22 protein-coding genes are annotated in these 20,245 nt (G+C 50.1%); 19 read left to right on the forward strand and 3 right to left on the reverse strand.

The window, feature by feature from the left end; all coding sequences use genetic code 11:
- The first annotated feature begins 201 nt into the window (after window positions 1-201).
- From AC1DF0_RS10560 to AC1DF0_RS10620, 13 genes are all read left to right on the forward strand, one after another.
- Window positions 202-1,170 carry a metal ABC transporter solute-binding protein, Zn/Mn family gene (locus AC1DF0_RS10560; protein ID WP_477573899.1) on the forward strand — a complete coding sequence of 323 codons (969 nt, stop codon included), beginning with the start codon at window positions 202-204 and terminating at the stop codon, window positions 1,168-1,170.
- A gap of 55 nt (window positions 1,171-1,225) precedes the next feature.
- Window positions 1,226-2,020 carry a metal ABC transporter ATP-binding protein gene (locus AC1DF0_RS10565; RefSeq protein WP_477573900.1) on the forward strand — a complete coding sequence of 265 codons (795 nt, stop codon included), beginning with the start codon at window positions 1,226-1,228 and terminating at the stop codon, window positions 2,018-2,020.
- 3 nt (window positions 2,021-2,023) lie between these two features.
- Window positions 2,024-2,965 (forward strand): metal ABC transporter permease, encoded by a 942-nt coding sequence (locus AC1DF0_RS10570; protein ID WP_442051514.1) that lies wholly within the window; start codon window positions 2,024-2,026, stop codon window positions 2,963-2,965.
- The gene (locus AC1DF0_RS10575; protein WP_442051515.1) at window positions 2,962-3,834 is read left to right on the forward strand and encodes a metal ABC transporter permease; all 873 of its coding nucleotides are present in this window, start codon (window positions 2,962-2,964) and stop codon (window positions 3,832-3,834) included. The genes AC1DF0_RS10570 and AC1DF0_RS10575 overlap by 4 nt, the downstream gene beginning before the upstream one ends.
- A gap of 173 nt (window positions 3,835-4,007) precedes the next feature.
- A complete protein-coding gene (locus tag AC1DF0_RS10580) occupies window positions 4,008-5,507 on the forward strand; it encodes an ABC transporter substrate-binding protein (protein WP_442051516.1) in 1,500 nt (499 codons plus the stop codon).
- Between the two features lie 186 nt (window positions 5,508-5,693).
- Window positions 5,694-6,446 carry a Cof-type HAD-IIB family hydrolase gene (locus AC1DF0_RS10585; RefSeq protein ID WP_442051517.1) on the forward strand — a complete coding sequence of 251 codons (753 nt, stop codon included), beginning with the start codon at window positions 5,694-5,696 and terminating at the stop codon, window positions 6,444-6,446.
- A 6-nt stretch (window positions 6,447-6,452) separates the two neighbouring features.
- Window positions 6,453-6,935 (forward strand): DUF456 domain-containing protein, encoded by a 483-nt coding sequence (locus AC1DF0_RS10590; protein WP_442051518.1) that lies wholly within the window; start codon window positions 6,453-6,455, stop codon window positions 6,933-6,935.
- 38 nt (window positions 6,936-6,973) lie between these two features.
- A complete protein-coding gene (locus tag AC1DF0_RS10595) occupies window positions 6,974-8,638 on the forward strand; it encodes a putative polysaccharide biosynthesis protein (protein WP_477573901.1) in 1,665 nt (554 codons plus the stop codon).
- A 165-nt stretch (window positions 8,639-8,803) separates the two neighbouring features.
- On the forward strand, window positions 8,804-10,405 hold the full coding sequence (locus AC1DF0_RS10600; protein ID WP_477573902.1) for a copper amine oxidase N-terminal domain-containing protein: 1,602 nt from the start codon (window positions 8,804-8,806) through the stop codon (window positions 10,403-10,405).
- Window positions 10,406-10,463: 58 nt separating this feature from the next.
- Window positions 10,464-10,811 (forward strand): thioredoxin family protein, encoded by a 348-nt coding sequence (locus tag AC1DF0_RS10605; protein WP_477573903.1) that lies wholly within the window; start codon window positions 10,464-10,466, stop codon window positions 10,809-10,811.
- Window positions 10,812-10,969: 158 nt separating this feature from the next.
- The gene (locus AC1DF0_RS10610) at window positions 10,970-11,905 is read left to right on the forward strand and encodes a COX15/CtaA family protein (protein WP_477573904.1); all 936 of its coding nucleotides are present in this window, start codon (window positions 10,970-10,972) and stop codon (window positions 11,903-11,905) included.
- Window positions 11,906-11,945: 40 nt separating this feature from the next.
- Window positions 11,946-12,650: a Cthe_2314 family HEPN domain-containing protein gene (locus AC1DF0_RS10615; RefSeq protein WP_477573905.1), complete on the forward strand. Its 705-nt coding sequence runs from the start codon at window positions 11,946-11,948 to the stop codon at window positions 12,648-12,650.
- 34 nt (window positions 12,651-12,684) lie between these two features.
- The gene (locus AC1DF0_RS10620; RefSeq protein WP_477573985.1) at window positions 12,685-13,461 is read left to right on the forward strand and encodes an SDR family oxidoreductase; all 777 of its coding nucleotides are present in this window, start codon (window positions 12,685-12,687) and stop codon (window positions 13,459-13,461) included.
- A gap of 451 nt (window positions 13,462-13,912) precedes the next feature.
- On the opposite strand, the gene AC1DF0_RS10625 is transcribed toward AC1DF0_RS10620, so the two are convergent.
- Entirely contained in the window at window positions 13,913-14,158 is a 246-nt protein-coding gene (locus tag AC1DF0_RS10625; protein WP_442051524.1) for a NifU family protein, read from the reverse strand.
- Between the two features lie 97 nt (window positions 14,159-14,255).
- On the opposite strand from AC1DF0_RS10625, the gene AC1DF0_RS10630 reads away from it, so the two are divergent.
- Entirely contained in the window at window positions 14,256-14,516 is a 261-nt protein-coding gene (locus tag AC1DF0_RS10630; protein WP_442051541.1) for a YuzB family protein, read from the forward strand.
- 12 nt (window positions 14,517-14,528) lie between these two features.
- Here AC1DF0_RS10630 and AC1DF0_RS10635 read toward each other — a convergent pair whose 3' ends face one another.
- Together AC1DF0_RS10635 and mqnE are read right to left on the reverse strand one after the other, a co-directional pair.
- Window positions 14,529-15,599: an NAD(P)/FAD-dependent oxidoreductase gene (locus AC1DF0_RS10635; protein WP_442051525.1), complete on the reverse strand. Its 1,071-nt coding sequence runs from the start codon at window positions 15,597-15,599 to the stop codon at window positions 14,529-14,531.
- Window positions 15,600-15,661: 62 nt separating this feature from the next.
- A complete protein-coding gene (gene mqnE, locus AC1DF0_RS10640; protein ID WP_477573906.1) occupies window positions 15,662-16,765 on the reverse strand; it encodes an aminofutalosine synthase MqnE in 1,104 nt (367 codons plus the stop codon).
- A 219-nt stretch (window positions 16,766-16,984) separates the two neighbouring features.
- Between mqnE and AC1DF0_RS10645 the strand changes: the two genes are divergently transcribed.
- From AC1DF0_RS10645 to AC1DF0_RS10665, 5 genes are all read left to right on the forward strand, one after another.
- Window positions 16,985-17,347 (forward strand): HesB/IscA family protein, encoded by a 363-nt coding sequence (locus AC1DF0_RS10645; RefSeq protein WP_442051527.1) that lies wholly within the window; start codon window positions 16,985-16,987, stop codon window positions 17,345-17,347.
- Window positions 17,348-17,486: 139 nt separating this feature from the next.
- Entirely contained in the window at window positions 17,487-17,873 is a 387-nt protein-coding gene (locus AC1DF0_RS10650; protein WP_442051528.1) for a hypothetical protein, read from the forward strand.
- Between the two features lie 202 nt (window positions 17,874-18,075).
- Entirely contained in the window at window positions 18,076-18,291 is a 216-nt protein-coding gene (locus AC1DF0_RS10655; protein WP_442051529.1) for a hypothetical protein, read from the forward strand.
- 66 nt (window positions 18,292-18,357) lie between these two features.
- On the forward strand, window positions 18,358-19,101 hold the full coding sequence (locus tag AC1DF0_RS10660; protein ID WP_477573907.1) for a response regulator transcription factor: 744 nt from the start codon (window positions 18,358-18,360) through the stop codon (window positions 19,099-19,101).
- Window positions 19,098-20,189, forward strand: a complete 1,092-nt coding sequence (locus AC1DF0_RS10665; protein WP_477573908.1) for a sensor histidine kinase — start codon at window positions 19,098-19,100, stop codon at window positions 20,187-20,189. The genes AC1DF0_RS10660 and AC1DF0_RS10665 overlap by 4 nt, the downstream gene beginning before the upstream one ends.
- Window positions 20,190-20,245: the final 56 nt, after the last annotated feature.

Below are 20,245 nucleotides of genomic sequence, written 5' to 3' on the forward strand. Positions count from 1 at the left end.
GATAAAAATAAATGTTGCACTAGAGAAACATTTTTGTGTATTATAAAAAAAGAGGCACTAAGCTAAATAATATTCTCTAGGTCAAATAATGTTCGCAAGGGAAACTTGTCCGTTGACGATAAGGTGAAGACGCAACCATTTAAATTAAAAAATCACAAAATTCAAAATTCGATTTTCCAAACACGAAAGGGAGGGAACATCATGCGCAAGCATACCAAATCCAATTCAGCAATTAGAAGGTTCATTATGACGATTATATTTCTGTCCATAACGGCACTTGCCGTATCGGCATGCGGGGGCTCTACTACTAATCAAGGCGGGGAGAGCGCAGGCAAGCTGAAGGTGACGGCGACGATTGGGATGATTACGGATGTCGTCAAGCAGATCGGCGGCGACCATGTCGATGCTATCGGCTTAATGGGCTCGGGTATCGATCCCCATCTATACAAAGCGTCGCAAGGCGATGTGAAGAAGCTTGATGACGCGGATATCATTTTCTACAACGGCCTGCATCTGGAAGGCAAGATGGCGGAGATGTTCGAACAGCTCGAGAAGCGTAAGCCGACTGTTGCCGTATCCTCTTACTTGAAAGAGGAACAGCTGCACGCGAATCCGGCACAGGGCAGCGGTTCGCATGACCCGCATATATGGTTCAATGTGAAGCTATGGATGTCTGCTGCCGAGGTCATTCGCGATACGCTGGTCGAGAAAGATCCTGCCAACGCTGATGATTACAAACAGCGCGCTGCCGATTATTTGAAGGAGCTGGAGAAGCTTGATGCGTACGCGAAGGAACAAATTGCACTCATACCGGAGGACAAACGAATTCTAGTGACGGCGCATGACGCTTTCGGCTACTTTGGCGAAGCATACGGGTTAACTGTCACGGGTTTGCAAGGCATGAATACGATGTCTGAATACGGCTCCAAGGATGTCAGCAAACTTCGGGATTACTTGGTGGAAAACAAGATTAAGGCCGTGTTCATCGAATCAAGCGTGCCGAAGAAGTCGATTGAATCGGTCATTGAAGGCGCTCGTCAGCTTGGCCATGACGTGAAGATCGGCGGCCAATTGTATTCCGATGCGATGGGCGATGAGGGAACAGAGGACGGCACTTATATCGGCATGGTGAAGCATAACGTGGATACGATTGTAAGTGCATTGAAATAAGAATAAGAAACTAATGGAACGAAAGTGAGTGATAAATATGAGCCTTACGAAAGCCATGACTAAGCAAACCGCGCACGTATCAGCACCATCCCCGTTGTCCGTGAACGGACTGACGGTTGCTTACCAGAAGAAACCAGTATTGCGGAACGTAACCTTCGAAATTAACGAGGGCGAGCTGATTGGCGTAATCGGACCGAACGGCGCCGGCAAGTCGACGCTTATGAAAGCTGCGCTAGGGCTCATACCGAGCATTGGCGGCGAGGTGCTCGTATACGGCAAGCCGTATAAAGAGCAGCGCAAGCTCATCGGTTACGTGCCGCAAAGGGAATCGGTCGACTGGGATTTTCCTACGAATGCGCTTGATGTCGTTATGATGGGGCGATACGGGCATCTCGGCTGGCTTCGCCGACCAGGCGCGAAGGAGAAAGCAATCGCGCTTGAATGTCTGAGCAAGGTCGGCATGGCCGACTTCGCCGATCGTCAGATCAGCCAACTGTCCGGCGGCCAGCAGCAGCGTGTCTTCCTTGCAAGAGCGTTGGCGCAGGATGCGAAGCTGTATTTCATGGATGAACCGTTCGCAGGTGTCGACGCCGCAACGGAGAAAGCGATTATTACGCTGCTTCAAGAGCTGAAGCGCCAAGGCAAGACCGTTGTCGTCGTCCATCATGATCTTGCAACCGTTCAAGATTATTTCGATTCGGTGCTGCTGCTTAATGTGGAGCTGCAAGCTTACGGACCTACCGATCAAGTGTTCACGCAGGATCAGCTGCAGCGTACTTACGGTGGCAGACTGGCCTTTCTTGACCGCAGCTTTCCATTGCCGACTGCATCTAACGGAAAGGGCGTGTAGCAGATGGCTAACATTTGGTCGATGATTACAGACCCGAACATGCAATGGATCTTTCTCGGCTGTACGCTCCTTGGTCTAAGCAGCGGTGTTATCGGCAGCTTCTCCTATTTGCGGAAGCAGAGCCTAATGGGCGATACGCTTGCGCATGCGGCTTTGCCCGGTATTTGTATCGCGTTCATGCTGACGGGTATTAAGTCGATTGGTTTATTTCTCATTGGGGCAGGTCTAGCAGGCGTAGTGGCCACATTCGGTATCGGCTATATTACGCGTCATACGAAGCTGAAACAGGACGCTGCGATGGGCATTGTTTTGTCCTCATTCTTCGGCCTCGGAATCGTGCTTCTAACTGTTATTCAGCATGGCAATTATGGCAACCAAGCCGGTCTTGATAAATTTCTGTTCGGCCAGGCGGCATCGATGATCGGCTCCGATGTCATTACGATGTCCATCGTCTGCGTCGTACTGCTGTCTGTCTGCGCATTGCTGTTCAAGCAATTTAAGCTTATTTCATTCGATCCAGGCTTTGCACGAGGTCTCGGTTACCCGGTAGCCGCGCTGGAACAGCTTCTTATGCTGCTGATGGTAGTTGCCGTTGTAGCGGGCATTCAAGCGGTCGGAGTCGTGCTCGTAGCGGCTCTGCTCATTACGCCGGCCGTATCGGCCAGATATTGGACGAATAAGCTTAGCTTAATGGTCATCCTATCCGGTATATTCGGCGCGGCAAGCGGAGCGATCGGCACACTTTTCAGCGCATCGGTATCGAACTTGCCGACTGGACCGGTAACGGTACTCGCGGCTACGGTCGTATTCGTGCTATCGATCCTGTTCGGACCGCAGCGGGGCCTGGTGGCGAAGCGGTTGATGCGCCAACGGGCGAAAGAACGGTTCGCGCAGGAACGCGAGATTACGATTCATGACAGCACGAAGAAGGAGGCAGCGGTATGAGCGACTTTTGGATACTATTGACGGGTTCGCTCGTCGCAAGCTGCTGCGCAATATTAGGTGTCTTCCTAGTTCTTCGAAAAATGGCTATGATCGGAGATGCAATAAGCCACTCCGTTATGCCGGGTATCGTTATCGCCTTCCTGCTGAGCGGCTCGAGAGATTCGTTGCTCATGATGTTCGCGGCGCTCGTATTTGGTCTGCTAACGACCTTCCTCATCCAAATGTTCCAGCAAAGCGGTATCCAGTCGGATGCTTCAATCGGAGTTGTGTTCACCGCTTTGTTCGCAGTCGGGGTTGTACTCGTCAGCTTGTTCGCGCGCCAAGTGCATTTGGATCAGGATGCAATCTTGTACGGGGAGATTGCTTATGTGCATTGGAACATCTGGGAGCTTGGCGGTGTCAATATGGGACCTCGGGCAGTCTGGTTGTTAGGCTTCACATTGATCGTAATCGTGACCGTAATCAGCCTGTTCTATAAGCAGTTCAAGCTATGCGCGTTCGATCCGGCACTTGCCGCCGCTATCGGCATACCGGTTGCGATCTTCCATTATTTGCTCATGGGCCTCGTATCGATGGCAACGGTAAGCTCGTTCGAGAGCGTCGGCGCGATTCTCGTCGTCGGACTGCTCATCATCCCGGCTTCAACGGCATACTTGCTAACGGAGCGTCTAGGCATGATGATCGGTTTAAGCATCGGAGTAGGCATTGCAAGCACAGTAGTTGGATACTTCTCGGCTAAAATAATGGATGCATCGATCGCCGGCTGTATCGTATGCGCGGCCGGCGTATTGTTCGCAATAGCGCTGCTCTTCTCACCTTCGCAAGGCATCGTCGTGAAGAAGCTGAGACTTCGCAAGCTGGCGGCTTAAACGGAGGTAACCGTTTCTAATTAGAGTTAGAGCACCTGGAACATCGGCAAATGCCGAGGACCAGGTGCTTTTTATTTACAAATTTCGATCTATTATGAAACTTTCTCCCATCTATTAACGTTTAGAATATTTGGAATATATTTCATTGGAAAGAGATGGGGGATAGAGTAGACATGGTGAAATCGATATGGAAGTATACGGCGACGGCGGGGCTGATCGGTGCGTTGCTGACAGGGGCAGGCTGCAGCTTCGGCGCTGGAAATAACGAATCGGACAAGCCGCAGTCGTTGAAGGTTATGTACTATAACGAACAAGCCTTCTATCAGGATTTCGGAATGCTTTTCGCTGCTTTGTACCCGAATATCGATCTGCAGATCGTATCGACCCAGAATATGAACAATGGCAATGGCGATCCGAACTTTGACTACAATGAGGCTATGCAAAAGTTCATCGACGAGGAAAAGCCGGATGTTGTATTGGTGCAGGAAGATCAACTGAAGAAGCTGGTCGAGCAAGGAAAGCTATACGAGCTGGAAACGGTAATGAAGCAGGAAAAGTACGATACGGAGACGATCATCCCCGGGCTGATCGATTACTTGAAGGAAATGGGCGGAGGCCAGCTATACGCATTGACTCCTTCGTTCTACAGCCAGGTGCTTTACTATAATAAGGATTTATTCGATAAGTATCAGATAGCTCCGCCAACGGATCAGATGGGCTGGGAAGAAGTGCTCCATTTGGCGAAGCAGTTCCCTACCGAGGGCGAGCCGAAGGAGCGCATTTACGGGATGAAAGCGGGCTATTCCGGCACTTTGTCCGAGCTCGGCAATATGATCGGCAATACCGAAGGATTAAGAATCGTGAATGCGTCAAAGCAGCAGATGACGATGGATTCAGAGGGCTGGAAGCAAGCGCTAAGCCTCGCCCAATCGGCTCTCGCATCGAATGCGCTTTATTACGAAAGCATGGAGCAGCAGATGGAGAACGGAACGACGTATGAAGATTATTTGCTGCGAGACCCTTTCATTGCCGGCCGTACTGCGATGATGATCGGCGATGCGTATTATTTAGAGCAGATTAAGCAAGCGAGCGAGTACAATACGGTTAAGGATAAGATGGTGCAGAACTGGGATGTCGTGACGACGCCCGTTAGCATTCAAGCCCCGGATCAGAGCAGCAATATGGGCACATACAATCTATTCGCGATCATGTCCGAGTCGCCTAACAAGGATGCCGCATGGCAATTTATATCGTATATAACGAGCGAAGAGTATGCCAGAGTTAAGTCGAAGTCAGGCTATAACAATGGACTGCCGATTCGGTCGACCTACATCAAGGACGAAGCGGGACATAGCCTGGATGCATTTTACAAGCTGAAGCCGGTTAGAAGCAATTCAATGTCCGATTACAGCAAGCTTCCGCAGCAGTTCTGGATGCAAATAAACGGCGTCATGGAGCAGCAGCTCGGGCAGGTGAAGGACGGAGGCGTATCGATCGAGGACGCGCTTGCCAAAGTACAGCTTGAGGGGCAGCAGTTGCTTGATCGATTAGTCGAGGAGGAGAAGGCAGCGAAGGCCGCTAAGCCTGCTGATTCGGCGGCAGCGGGCAGCGCAGCAGATGCGACCCCTGACGCCGAAGCCTCGCAAGCGACGGACGTCAGCGTGGAAGAGTAGCAACATAAGGAGAGCTTGTACAAGCGGTTAAGACTGCTTGTACAAGCTCTTTTGTGTATATACAAAAGCGAGGCCAGTGAATACTTTCATTTGGAATATGCGCCAAATGTGCTAAAATAATTGAGTCAACTAGAGTACAAAAAATATAGATGCGGTTTTTTTCTAGGCTGCCGGGAGGATTTACGTATGTCGAATTACAAATTGGTCGCACTGGATATGGACGGAACGCTGTTGAACGAACAAAGCGAGATCAGTGCGGAGAACGCGGAGTGGATACAGAAGGCGCTTGATGCGGGCGTAATTGTCAGCTTCTCGACAGGTCGAGGCTTCCAAAGCGCATTGCCTTATGCGGAGCAGCTGGGGCTCGATACACCGATGATTACCGTTAACGGGAGCGAGATATGGCATAAGCCGCATGTGCTGTATAAGCGGACTCATCTGAGCTCCGTGTACGTGAAACGCATGCACGAGCTAGCACTAAAGCATGGCGAGCCATGGTTCTGGGCTTATACGACGGACACGGTCTACAACAAGGAAAAGTGGATTAATCCGGCAACCGATTACGATTCCTATCATTGGCTCAAATTCGGTTATTACACGGAGGATGATCAAGCAAGAAACGAAATTTTGGCTGAGGTTCAGAGCTGGGGAGCGCTTGAGATTACGAACTCCTCACCTTGGAATCTGGAGATGAATCCGCAAGGCGTGTCCAAGGCAAGCGCGCTCCGCGAGTTATGTGAGCTGCTTCACATTGATATGTCTTCGGTTGTCGCGGTAGGCGACAGTCTGAACGATATTGCGGCTATCCGCGAAGCGGGATTAGGCGTAGCGATGGGCAATGCCCAGCAAGCGGTCAAGGATGCCGCCGATGCCGTTACGTTTACGAACGATGAGCATGGGGTCGCGGAAGTGATTAGACGTTACGTTCTGAAGGGATGATCGAGTATGGAAATATTAGGTTGGATTCTTGTCGTTTTATTATTCGTTATCGGGATGGCAGGAACGGTATATCCAATCTTGCCGGGCGTGCTCGCGATTTACGCCGCATTTTTCGTGTATGGCTTCTTCTTCTCGTTCGGTGACTTTGATGTCTTCTTCTGGATTATCCAAACGATCATATTGGTCGTCCTCTTCATAGCCGATTATGCGGTCAGTGCTTGGGGCGTCAAGCGGTTCGGCGGAAATCGGGCATCGGTAATCGGCAGTACAATCGGTATCATTATCGGACCTTTCGTTATTCCGGCCTTCGGTCTTATTATCGGTCCGTTTGCAGGCGCCGTTATCGGTGAGCTTATTATTGGCACGGAGTTCAAAAAAGCGCTCAAAGCCGGCTGGGGCTCCATGGTCGGATTGTTTACCAGCGTAGTTGTGAAAGTCATTCTTCAAGCGATCATGATCATATTGTTCGTATTGTGGCTCGTCCTTTAATTTTTCATTAAGCAATAAAGCTAACGTGTAAGACAGGAGTGAAAGACATAGCCTCTCAAGTATTGAAAAAAGACTCGTTAATTAAAGGTACGCTCATACTGGCGGCGGCTGCGCTCACAGCCCGGTTTCTCGGACTGTTTCAACGTGTGCCGCTCGATTACATGCTGGGCAAAGACGGGCAATTGGCTTTCGCCGTTGCCAATCAAGTGTATTTGCTGCTGCTAGTTGTCGCAACGGGCGGCATCCCGAGCGCGATAAGCAAGATGGTCTCGCAGCGTTATGCGCTGGGTCGTCCGGAGGAAGCAAGACGAATATATAAGGCTGCGCTTCTGTTCGGGGCCGTGACGGGCTTATTGCTGGCGACGGCCATGTTCATCCTTGCACCCGTGTATACCGACATCGTTAAGAAGCCGATAGCAGACTTGGCGGTAAGAGCGATCGCACCTGCTTTGCTGCTGTTCCCGATCATAGCGATGATGCGCGGATATTTCCAAGGCAGACAGTTCATGGCCGCAGGCGGCATTTCGCAGATTATTGAACAAATTCTTCGCGTCATAGGCGGGATCGGAATCGCCCTGATCGTCTTAGCTTGGGGCTGGGGAGATGCTTGGGGAGCGGCGGCCGTAACCTTCGGCAGCGTGTTCGGCAGCATCGGCGCATTCGTAGTCATGGTCTATTTTGGCCGGAAGCTTAGACGTCAGGACTTGGCCGAACAAGCTCGGAAGGGCGGCGCGAATCTTCGGTCGCAGCAAGGAAGCGGTTCGGAGCTGCGTTTCCGCTCGATTTACAAGGAAATATTCAGTATGTCTATACCGGCAGTCGTAACGGCGATGACCGTACAATTTCTATACACGTTCGATTCCACGCTGTTCATCCGTCTGACGGAGAGGTTCTATGATCTGGAGACGGCTACGCATGTATTCGCCGATTATACGATTAAGGCGATGTCGCTTGCCGGCATCCCTCCAATTCTGGCGATTGCGCTTGGAGCATCGATTATTCCGGTTATATCCTCCGCCTTCTCGGTTGGCAATATGAATGAAGTACAGCGCCAATCTTCGCTTGTTATGCGGATTGTCTGCTTCACCGGGGTACCGATTGCTATGCTTCTTACGGTGGCGTCATTCTCCGTGACGGGATTTCTGTTTCAGAGCCCAAGCGGAAGCAGTACGGTAGCTTTGCTTACGGTAGGAACGATATTCCAAATTACGATGATGACGACAAACTCGATCCTGTACGGACTTGGCAGACCGAAGACACCGATGTATCATACGTTCTTCGGATTGGCGCTTAAAGTGGTATTCAGCATTGCGCTTGCCCCATTCCTCGGCGTATACGGACTCATTATCGCTTCTTCAATCTGCTTCATCGTCATCACGCTAATGAACGTTCGTACCATTAACCGAATTGTTAAGCTTAACGTGCTCGGACGCCGCTGGGTTAAATACATCATCGCGGTTGCCGTATCTGCGCTTGCTGGATGGGGAGCAGAGAACGGCATCCTCGCTTGGACGGACGGCTGGGCGGACAAGCTGAGCTATATGGTAGCCGGCATTGTGACGGCCGCTGTCGTCGGCGCGCTGTATCTCGCCCTGCTGGCTGCGCTTCGCGTCATTACGCCTGAGGATATCCGTTCCTTCCCTGGACCGCTTCGCAAGCTGCTTACGAAGGTACTGAAGCCGTTCTATCGCAAGGCGCTATAAAAATGGGACTTCTTAAACAAACAAAATCCCTCACGGTCCTACTGACTGCGAGGGATTTTTCTCATAGAGAATGCAAATGTTCTAGTTTCCATACATTTACATATAATAGACACTCTAGTATAATGATTAAGTTTAATAGACGAGTGATGAAGGAGAGTATTTACATTGATTAAGAAAATGGGACGGCCTAGCAAGCTGATGCTCCTATTGCTCACGCTTGTATTAGTGTTCGTATCAGGTTGTCAGGCGATTGGCGGCGTCGACCTGAACACGGTATTGAAGAATACGCTTAAAGTAACATCGAGCGAGAGCAAGCAGACGCTAACTTTCAAGATGCAACTTGATGATGAAGCGCTCAATGATTTATTGGACGAAGAGATTGCTATTTATAAACTTTTATCTAAAGTGGAGCTTCAACTCGATCATGTCAAAATGGAAGACAGCATGCGTGCATCTTTTGACGGGAAGCTAACGCTGGGAGATTCAACTTCGATTGGTTTCGCGATGAAAATGAACGAGTCCAATGCGATTGTGGAGATTGAAGGCGCCAAGCAGCCTTTCGTGCTCGATATGACGGGTGAAAGTCTTGCGGCAGAGTTTGCTGGCGTAGACACTGCAGCGAATGCGAGTGCAGACGGAGAAGAATCGTTGGCGGCGCTAGGCCATGCGATTATCGATACGGTTGGGGGATACGCGATCGACAACCTGCCTAATCCGGAGAAAATTGATGTGAAGCCTGTTACGGAGACCATTAACGGTGAATCCGTCGCACTCATGCAAGTACATGCCGAGATGGATGGCAAAGCCATTTGGGCATGGGTGAAAAAATATGTAGATGCGCTTGTTGCCGATCAAGCAGGTCTGGAAAAAATGATCAAAGGAATCGTAGAGGTACTCTCGAGCAATCCGGATGTGTGGGAAGCGCTCGGCACCGTTAATCCGTTCGAGGAGAGCGGACAGCTTGATGCACCAACAACGGATGAGCTTATTCAACAAGCAATAGATGAAGCAGTTATTATGCTTAAAGATTTGCAGGATGAGTTGAAAGCGATGGAAAGTGAAGACCCAGAATTGATCGATACCTTGCTGGGCGACAACTTGAATGTGAAAGCCGACGTCTATGTTGACAGCAAGCTGGATATTCGCAAACAGGGTCTCGAGCTATCGTACACGCTGCCAGTTGAAGAAGATGAGGAGTTGTCTTTCATTCCTGTCAAAGGTTTCACTTTAACTTCGGTTAGCGAGCTTTGGAATGTTAATGGCGATGTGTTGGCGGAACCGGCAGTCGTTCCGGCAACGTATATTAACGAGAATCAGCTGTTGGAACTGAGTGACTATCAGCTCTTGAAGTTGTTCAAGGAGGATTCGGCAGTATATGATATACTGAGAAACAAATTACACTTGAACCGTCAATCCGTAAGCTTCTACGTCGACAGCTATTATAATCCTCCCATCGTTGTAAAAGGCGGAATTACGCTTGTACCGCTGCGTCCTACGGCAGAAGCATTAGGCAGCGAAATTCAATACGATCCGAAGACAAAAGCGATAACGCTGTACGACGAGGCAACAGAAACGACGATAGAGCTAAAGACCGGAAGCGATAAGGTGCTTGTTAACGGTGTCGGCGCAACTTGGTCATTCCCGGTAACAAGTGTTGACGGTACAACCTATGTTCCGGCTCGAAGCTTAAGCAATGCGCTGAATGCGAAGCTTGCGTGGCAAGATTTTTACGGGGAGAAATCGTTGACAATTGCCCGCGAAGTATAACCTGCCGGACAGGAACAAATGTTAATTGGATTAGGACACAAGAAGCGGAGGTGGCAGTATGGAGAAGTTAACGACGGAAGAGGCGTTTCGCGCCGCCGTAGCGAGCGATGGACTTACGATTGCCGTATTCAAGACGACTTGGTGCGGGGATTGCCATTTTATTAATCCCTTTATGCCTGATATGGAGAGTAAGTATGAGGGGCAAGTTACGTTCATTGAGCTGGATCGCGACGATTTGCCCGATTTATGCTCCGAGCTTAATATTTTGGGAATTCCGAGCTTCATCGCCTTCAGGCAAGGCCAGGAGCTGGTGAGGTTCGTAAGCAAGCTGCGCAAGACGCGCGAGGAGATCGAGGAGTTCGTCGATCGTGCGATCGCGGTTAGCGGCGCGCTGGAAAGCAAATAATAGAAAGTCCGCGTTAAGGGAGCTGTTCACCCCGCGACGCGGGCTTTCCTTTTTTATAAGGCGAATATGCGTAAGTGTCACATTTTCAACATGGCTTTTGACATTTGTTATCGATATAATTGAAAGGTGATTAATTCCTGAAAAAAGGTGATTTTATTATGGTAACCGGCCGTTTTCGCACATTAGCTATCGCTACGTGCATCGGAATGCTTCTCGTACTGCTCGCCGGCGCGCTCGTCACGAATACAGACTCAGGCCGCGGCTGCGGCGATGACTGGCCATTATGCAATGGCAAATTCGTACCTTCATACACGCTGGAATCATTAATCGAATATTCGCATCGTCTTGTTACAGGCTTCGAAGGCATCTTGGTGCTTGCAACGTATGTGGCAGTATTGCGCATGCATCGCAGGGACAAGCAAAGCGGGGCTTACAAAGAGCCGCTATTCTATGCAGGCGGGGCGCTTCTCTTCACGATCGTTCAAGCGTTAATGGGGGCGGCAGCCGTGAAGTGGCCGCAATCGCCGCCGGTCATGGCGATTCACTTCGGCATATCGCTCATCGCATTCGCTGCAACGCTGCTGCTCGTCGTATGGACGTATCGGGCGAAGCGGGGGCAGACCGGCATTGTGAAAGTACCGGCATCCATCTTTCCAATTGCGCTTGCTACGGCGGTATACTGCTATGTTGTCGTCTATCTAGGCGCTTTCATCCGTCATACCGAGGCGGCAGGCGGCTGTCTAGGCTGGCCGTTGTGCAACGGCGAGATTGTACCGGAGATCGAAGGCGCTACAGGCGCCGTATTCATCCACCGGGTGGCAGCGCTTGTCCTCGGGTTTGTGATTGCAGGATTGTACGTATTCATCCGTAAAGTAAGCAAGCCGGAAGCAGGTCTTACGAAAGCTGCCGGTTGGTCGCTCATTCTTGTCATTACGCAAATATTCAGCGGAGCGCTGCTTACGGCTACGGTGAGCAATGAAGATTGGTTTATTTTCACAAGCTTATTGCATAACTTGATTATTACCGGCTTGTTCGGACTTCTGCTCGATCTCGTCTTCCGGTCATGGCGATTCAGGGACGAGCGTCCGAGCTAATCATTACAAATGCTAAATAGCTAATAAGGAGGCTGCCGATATGCTTCGATTTCTGTTTGACGAGCCTCCAAGGGAAGCCACGGGCTGTCTGGAGGAAACGCTTCGGCTCATGGAGGAATTCGGATCACTTGTGTCGAAGCGTATTGCTGCCGGCCAAGATGCCGACCATAGGCTGCGCAAATATGAGATATGGACGCTTGGACTCCGTTCTGCGCTCGACGAGCTGGAGCAGAGTTCTTATGCAGCGAGCCATTATAAGCAAAAAATTCGTATCGTTTCTGTGCAGCAGATGTCGCCGGAGGAACGCATGAACTATTCCCGGTATGTCTATTACGACAAAAACGGGTTCATACGGGTGTTTTCCCTGTTGGATAAGCTCGGTACTCTGTTGAATGAATTGCTCGATATGCGCACGGAGAAGGTGAAGGCTCATTTCTCGTATTTCACAGTGCTTCGCAATATGCGCGAGCGCAAAGCCCATCCTGAACTGACGTGGAAACTTAACGACGTGAAGGAGAAATACAAGGAAGCGACGAATCGGCTGCGCAAGCGCAGAAATACGGAGATTCATTACATGAATTCGGAGATGCACGACGATCTGATCCAAAGTCACCGGATGTACGGTGAAGAAGCGAAGCTGGAGAATATCGAGCAGCAAGCGATCGACTTGTCCGACGGCGTTACGCTGGCAATGGAATCGATGCGCCTGTCGTTCCAATACGGCTGTAAGCTGATGAGAAATTAGCAAGCATAAGCGGGAGAGGGGATTACTCGTGGAGCTGAAGGGCAGAACAGCATTAGTGACAGGAAGCGCGAAGGGCTTAGGCAAGAGAACGGCGATCCAGCTTGCCGAGCAGGGCTGCAATGTCGTGCTTAATTATTATGAGAGCGAGCTAGAGGCGGAGCAAGTGAAGCGCCAGATCGAGCAGCTTGGCGTAAGGGCGATTACGGTGCAAGCCGACATATCGTCAGCTGAGGGCGTTGAGAAGCTGGCTAGCGAGGCGGAGCGATGGGCCGGCGGCGTTGACATTCTAGTCAACAACGCCGGTCCGTTCGTGCGTGAACGGCGCTTATTCAGCGATTACGACGAAGCTACGATTATACGGCTGCTCCATGGCAACCTGCTTGGCGTAATGCTGCTTGACCATCGTTTGCTGCCAGGCATGCGGAGCCGCAGATGGGGACGAATCATTCACTTCGGCTTCGGTCATGCGGGAGAAGCAAGAGCATGGCCGCACCGAGCGGTGTACGCAGCAGCGAAGACAGGGCTAGTTTCATTCACGAAGTCGCTTGCCGTCGAGGAAGCGCCATTCGGCATAACGGTCAATCTAATCGGCCCTGGCGACATTCGCGGCGCGAACAAGGAGCGGTCGATTGAAGAGGTTGAACATGAACATGATTCGGAATCGCCGATGGGCAGGCCTGGCGCAGGCGAGGATGTCGCGCGCGTCGTCTTGTTCCTATGCGAGCCGAAATCGAATTTCCTGACCGGTAATGTTATTGACGTAACGGGAGGCTTCGATCCCATCCGCGCCAATATAAAGGGAATGTTCTGAGGGCGTAATGAGCCATGTACCCAGTAGTGAGCAATGCTCGGCATGATGCGGTACGCTCCAAAAAGCTGGTTAATACGCTATAGTGTCATTCTGGGCAACTAATTTGTCTTGTACGAAGCGGAAGACCTATTTAGTTCGATTTGGAGCATCTAAACGGGCGAGTTTGGTGTGTTGGCGGCGAATCGGTCGAATTAGTTCAATGAAACGCAACTATTGTGCTCGCAACAGTATGGCGGCCGAGAATAGTTCGATGAAATGCAACTAATGAGCCATGTACCCGGTGGTGCGCTCTATTCGTTATAATATAACGAACGGAGCACGACACAGCGCGGCGCAGGGCCGTAATTAATAAAAAAAAGAGTCTTATCACCAAGCGGCGAGCGTACACTCGGCCATGCTTGCGGGATAAGACTCTTCGACATTCAAGGGTGTATCACGTGATCAAGTATTCCTAGAATACTTGAACAACCTCAACGACACCTTCAACTTCTTCAAGCAGTGCGCGTTCGATACCCGCCTTCAACGTGATCGTGGAGCTCGGGCAGCTGCCGCAAGCGCCCATAAGGCGAAGCTTAATGATACCGTCTTCGACATCGACCAATTCTACGTCGCCGCCGTCCCGTTGCAAAAACGGACGAAGCTTATCTAATACGTCAAGAACCTCATCGTACATTGTGTCTTGTACTTGTTCACTCATTGCAATCATCTCCTTTCTCCCCTATTATAGTACAAAGTGAACCAATTGAAAATGGTTAGCAACTGAGTAAAGTTAGGTGATTATTATGTTTAAACCAATGATTGAATTTTGTGCCAGCAACATGCATCATGGAACTGATCGTATTATGGCAAAATTTCAGGAAGACGATACATTCGAGGTCATCGAGTACGGTTGCTTAGGCAATTGCGGTGAATGCTACAATAACCCATTCGCACTGGTTGACGGAACGATCGTGTCTGCTGAAACGGTAGACGAGCTCTATGACAATATCCTGAAGTCGCTGGAGCAACAGCAAGCCGATCGCGAGGCGCTCGACAAGCTGTTAGACGACCTGTAAGCGGCGCTGTAATTAACCTAGATGACGCTTAGAGCGCCAGAGCACACCGCTCTTAACGAGCCGCGGTACCCGGCCCATAATCGCTGTACCTCCCATGAGGCCGAAGCCGCTTTTCTTGCCGAGCGAGCCAAGCACGCCTTTCAGCTTGAGCTTGCCGAGATGCGGCAGCGACTTGTCATGCCAGATCGCTTGAAGCACTTCGGCGATCTGCTTGCCTTGCGCGCCGGCTGCTTGGCCGCTAGGCGAGAGTGGCAACGATGCGCAGTCGCCGACGACGAATACGTCATTATAGTCCGGAAGCTGATGGTGCTCGTTAATAAGAAGACGACCCGTCTTGTCCTTAGGAAGATTCATTCGCTGTACGAGCGGAACGGGCTGAATGCCTGCCGTCCATACGGTTACATCGGTATAAATAAGGCTCGATGTATTGGAATCATACAACGCCCCAGATTCAAGCTTCGTAATTGCGATATTTCCTCTCATCTCCACCTGATGCTCCGTAAACCATTCGGCTACGAAAGATTGAAGTTTGCTAGGAAAAGCAGACAATACTTTCGGTCCGCGGTCCAAAATACGGATGTTGAGATCAGGACGGCTCTCGCGCAGCTCCGCGGCTACTTCAACGCCGCTAAGTCCGCCGCCTACAATAGTCACTTGTCCATAAGGTTTAACGTCATTCAGCTGAGCATATGTTCTTCTAGCTGCCGAGAATGTCTGAATACTCGTTGAATATTGTTCTGCGCCTTCGATTCCATGATACTTGTCGGTGCAGCCAAGTCCGATCACAAGCCATTCGTAAGCGATGGGATCATGTCCGTCTATATACACAAGACGCTGCTCCATATCGACATCACTCACTTCTCCGTAAGCATACGATATACGCGGGTCTACAGGGAACTTAACCCGCAGCTCCAGATCGGATACCGTTCCTGCCGCCAATGCATAATATTCGGTTTTGAGTCCTTGGAATGGCATGCGGTCGACCAATACGATCGATACGTCATGAGGTACTTGTTTCTCTAATAATTCATTAGCTATGGCGAGTCCGCCATAGCCTCCACCCAAAATAACTATTTTTCTCATATGATTCCATCTCCACACTTCTAGATGATGATTATACAGTATGCCCTTTTATGTCTATTTCCTTACTCGTACACCTTGATTTCGTTATAGAACGTGTCCCGCTCAACAGGAATCCGGCCGGCACCTTTAATGAGCCAGATAAGATCCTCGCGCGTAATGCCCTCAGGCGTAAGAGCGCCTGCCGCATGACTGATCTTTTCCTTCACGATCGTGCCATGCGCATCGGATGCGCCCATCGTCAGCGCAACCTGCGTAAGCTGCACGCCGATATTGATGAAATACGCTTTGATATGCTGAATATTGTCCAGCATGAGTCGGCTGATCGCGATCGTCTTCAAATCCTCGAAAGCCGAGTTGCGGCGGCGAATGCCGGCACGCGGGTTAATCGGCTGCATGGACAGCGGTATGAATACGAGGAAGCCGTTCGTCTCATCTTGAAGCTCGCGTACGTGCATCATATGGCGAATTCTTTCTTCCTTCGTCTCGATCGAACCGTAAAGCATCGTTGTATGCGTACGTAAGCCAAGCTGATGAGCAGTCCGGTGCACATCCAGGTACTGAGAAACGTCGGCTTTGTCTACGCGCATTTTTTTGCGATATTGATCGGACAAAATTTCTGCGCCGCCGCCCGTAAGCGATTCAAGACCTACCTTCATGAGCTCTTGCAGCACTTCTTTGTAGGTAAGACCGCTTATACGCGAGAAAAAGTCGATCTCCGCAGCGGTGTAGGCTTTGAGCGTTACTTCAGGGAAACGCTGCTTCAGCGCGGCAAGCGAGTCTACATAATATTGGAACGGCACATGCGGATTATGTCCCCCAACAATATGGAATTCGCGGACACCGGGATGGAAATGCTGCTCCACGTATTCGATCATTTGCTGACCGGACAACGTATAAGACCCATCTTGGCCCTCGTCCTTGCGGAAGTTGCAGAAGGCGCAGTGCGCTTCGCACACATTCGTGAAATAAAGGCTCATGTTTTCGATAAAATACACTTTCTTGCCGTTTTTGCGCATTGCAACTTCGTTCGCTAATTGGCCAATGGTGAGCAAATCATCCGATTGATATAAGAAAACGCCATCCTCCAGCGATAGTCTTTGGCCATGACGCACTTTTTCGATGATGCTTTGCATTTGCGTATTTTCTGACGGAATTACGATATTCATTGCATAGCCTCCATATCTTTGAGGTGGTTTGTGAAAAAAGGTACATGATTTTCCGGTGAAGAAGCTGTAACTATTATAAACCTCATACGTAGTACGGGCAATCCCAAAATGATGTTAGCTGTGCGGGTTGCTCTTGAGCAACGGAATGAATAGGAGTATACTATGGATAAGTAAGTGAAGTGCCAAGCAAGCACAGACAAGCAAATGGAGGGATGTAGCATGATCACGATTAGTGACACGGCATCTGACAAAATAAAAGAAATGCTCGATGCGGAAGGAACACCGGATATGTTCCTACGTATCGGAGTCAAAGAAGGCGGCTGCAGCGGTTTCTCGTACGGCATGGGCTTCGATGATGAACACCATGACGGCGACAACGAACTAGAGCTTAAAGGGCTCAAAGTTGTTGTTGACGGCGACAGCGTCAAGTATTTGCACGGACTCGTTATTGACTTCAAGGAGTCTGCAATGGGCGGAGGCTTCACGATTGAGAATCCGAACGCGAGCGCAACTTGCGGTTGCGGAAGCTCATTCCGGACGGCAGCCGACGCAGGCAAGCCAGCAGCTGCAGGAGAATGTTAATAGACGCTCTGTAATAATCTTCCGGAGCTGTGTATCGTTACCGATGCACGCGCCGGAGGATTTTTGTTTTGAACAAACATAAATTGGACAAGTTAATGTAATAATCGTAGACATTCAGACATCGTGGGGGATACCGCAAATGAAATTTATTAAGGATTATGGGCATTTTATCGAAGTAGGCTGTACGTCATGCGGTAAGAAACATACGGTTCAGAAGAGCCAATACACTTCCGTAGCCGAAGGCTATCAATTCCAATCCCCAGTCACTTGCGCTTGCGGCATAACGGCCCGTACTGCGGGCAAAGATAACAGCAAGTGGAGCTTCGACCCTGATTACACGGTGAAAAGGGTCGGCAGCCGATCGACGTCGGTTAAGATGCTGCTTGTTATCGGTGCGATTATCGTTATGTTCGTCAGCGAGACGGTATACATGTTAGAGACCGATAAAGCGGAGCATAGCGGCAACACGCAACAGGAAGCCGATGAAGAAACATCAAGCGCTGGAGCCATTGTTTACGCCGTATAGAATAGCCTAACTACAGACTCAACATGGAGAAGCTTTGCAAACTGCGCGCTAAGTGCGGTAAGTGCAGGGCTTTTTTGGCGTAATAGCATAGATCAAGGGAATGTGGACAATCTAACGATATTCCAATAGATGGATGCTGATGGATGAACGGATGCGGTGGCAACCCATCCTACAGAATTCGTTAGATTAGGAGGAATCCCTAATGCTGTTGTTCGTATGTATCGCGGTTGTTGTCCTGCTGCTGTTCGAAGCGCCAAGACTTTATGTAAGAAGGAAGAAGAAGGCGGTCGTTGTGTTCGTGCTTATGCTGTCGCTTGTGACGGTGCTCGCCTATAACTTTGAATATCGATTGCCGTTTCCGGCGCCGGTCAGAGGAATTGAGGCGGTCTTCAAGCCGCAGACGAGCTGGATGGAATAGTTTGCTTGGCTTTATGTATCCTGCTATCGTAAGTGTAATAGTTATTATGATGCAGGAGGATTATTTATGTACCGAATATTCATCGTTGAGGACGATGCGAAGATAGCCGCGATTTTGAAAAACAACATGGAGAAATACGGCTTTGAAGCCGCCAGCGCTTCGCAATTCCGCGATTTGCTGCCGGAGCTTGTCGCTTTCGATCCCCATCTGGTATTGCTGGACATTAACTTGCCTTACTTCGATGGCTTCTATTGGTGTCGCCAAATAAGGGCAAGATCCAGCATGCCAATCGTATTCATCTCCGCCCGCGCGGGCGAGATGGATCAGGTGATGGCGATTGAGAACGGCGGGGACGATTACATAACGAAGCCGATTCATCTCGACTTGCTCATGGCGAAGGTGAGAGGCGTGCTGCGGCGCGCATACGGTGAATATGCGGCAGCGGGAATGAGCAGTTCAGCAGGTACGGCTGCATCAGGCGGCGGTGCGGAGCTTGAAGTGCACGGTCTGCGATTACACCTGAGCAGGAATGAGCTGGAATGGAACGGGAATCGAGTGGAGTTAACCAAGAACGAGCAGCTGCTTGCCGAGTGCTTAATGAGGCATTTCGGTCTAATCGCTTCCCGCGAGCAACTGCTCGAGACATTATGGGACGATGTTCAATTCGTCGATGATAATACGTTAACGGTCAACGTCACCCGTCTTCGCAAGAAGCTGGAGGAGCTGTCACTGCCTAGAGCGATCGAAACGATCCGCGGTCAAGGCTATAAGCTTGTGTTGCCAGAAGAAACAGAAGGAGTAACGTCATGAACCGGGTGACGCTGGTTGTTTTTTTGAAGGACAGGCTCTTCTATATTCTCGTGAATTTATTCATTATTTTTTTATCCGTTTTTATGCTGCTGCTGGAACGGGAACGTTATTCGAAGCTGAAGATGATCGAATTGAACACCGTTATTTATTTTGTCGTACTGGCTTTATTTTTCTTAACGTTATGGCTCGTATTCGATTATTTGCGAATGCGCCCCTATTACAAGCAATTATTAATCGCGATTGAACGCTCGGATGGTCTATTTACTACCGCTATTGTCCAGGAGGCCGTTACGAAGGAGCAGAGGCTGGCCGCCAAATTATTGGAGGAGCAGCACCGAGCTTACTTGGACGAGCTGGGCAAGTATCGCCGCCAGCAAGAGCTGCATAATCATTTTGCGCTGCAATGGGTGCATCATATGAAGACGCCGGTATCGGTCATTGACCTGCTGTCACAAGAAGCGCTAAGACAATCTCAGCACACACCGGAGGATCAGCGGCAATTCGCTGCAAGTGTGCAGGAGGAAACGGAACGTATTACGAGCGGGCTGGAGATGATGCTTTATTCCGCGCGCATCGATAAATTCGAATTCGATCTGCGGATCGAGCGGACGGCGCTTCATGAGCTTGCTCGTTCCGTGCTGAATGCCCATAAACGGCTATGCATTCGTTATTCCATCTTCCCGCGTCTGGATGGCGAGGCCTGGGTAGAGACAGATCCCAAATGGATGACCTTTGTATTGAATCAGTTCATAAGCAATGCTATCAAGTACAGCAAAAATAAGCCGGGATCGAAATCGCTGCTTCTTCGGATTGAACCGAAGGGAGTCAATGCGACGATGCTATCGATCCAAGACGAAGGTATCGGCATTCCGGCGCATGACATTTCCCGTATTTACGAGCCTTTCTTTACAGGGGAGAACGGCAGGACGACGGGTGAATCGACGGGCATGGGTTTATACTTGACGAAGCAGGTGTGCTCCCGATTAGGGCATACGCTGTCGGTATCGTCTGAGGCAGGCAAAGGGACAACGTTCATGGTCAGCTTCGTTTCGCAAGGTATACATAAGATCGCCCAGGATCATAAGTGATCGTTAATGGCCGATAAACATGACATTTTTGTAAGGTAAGATCGATTAGATGAAAG

It is taken from the genome of Paenibacillus sp. 05T425 (assembly GCF_056396205.1).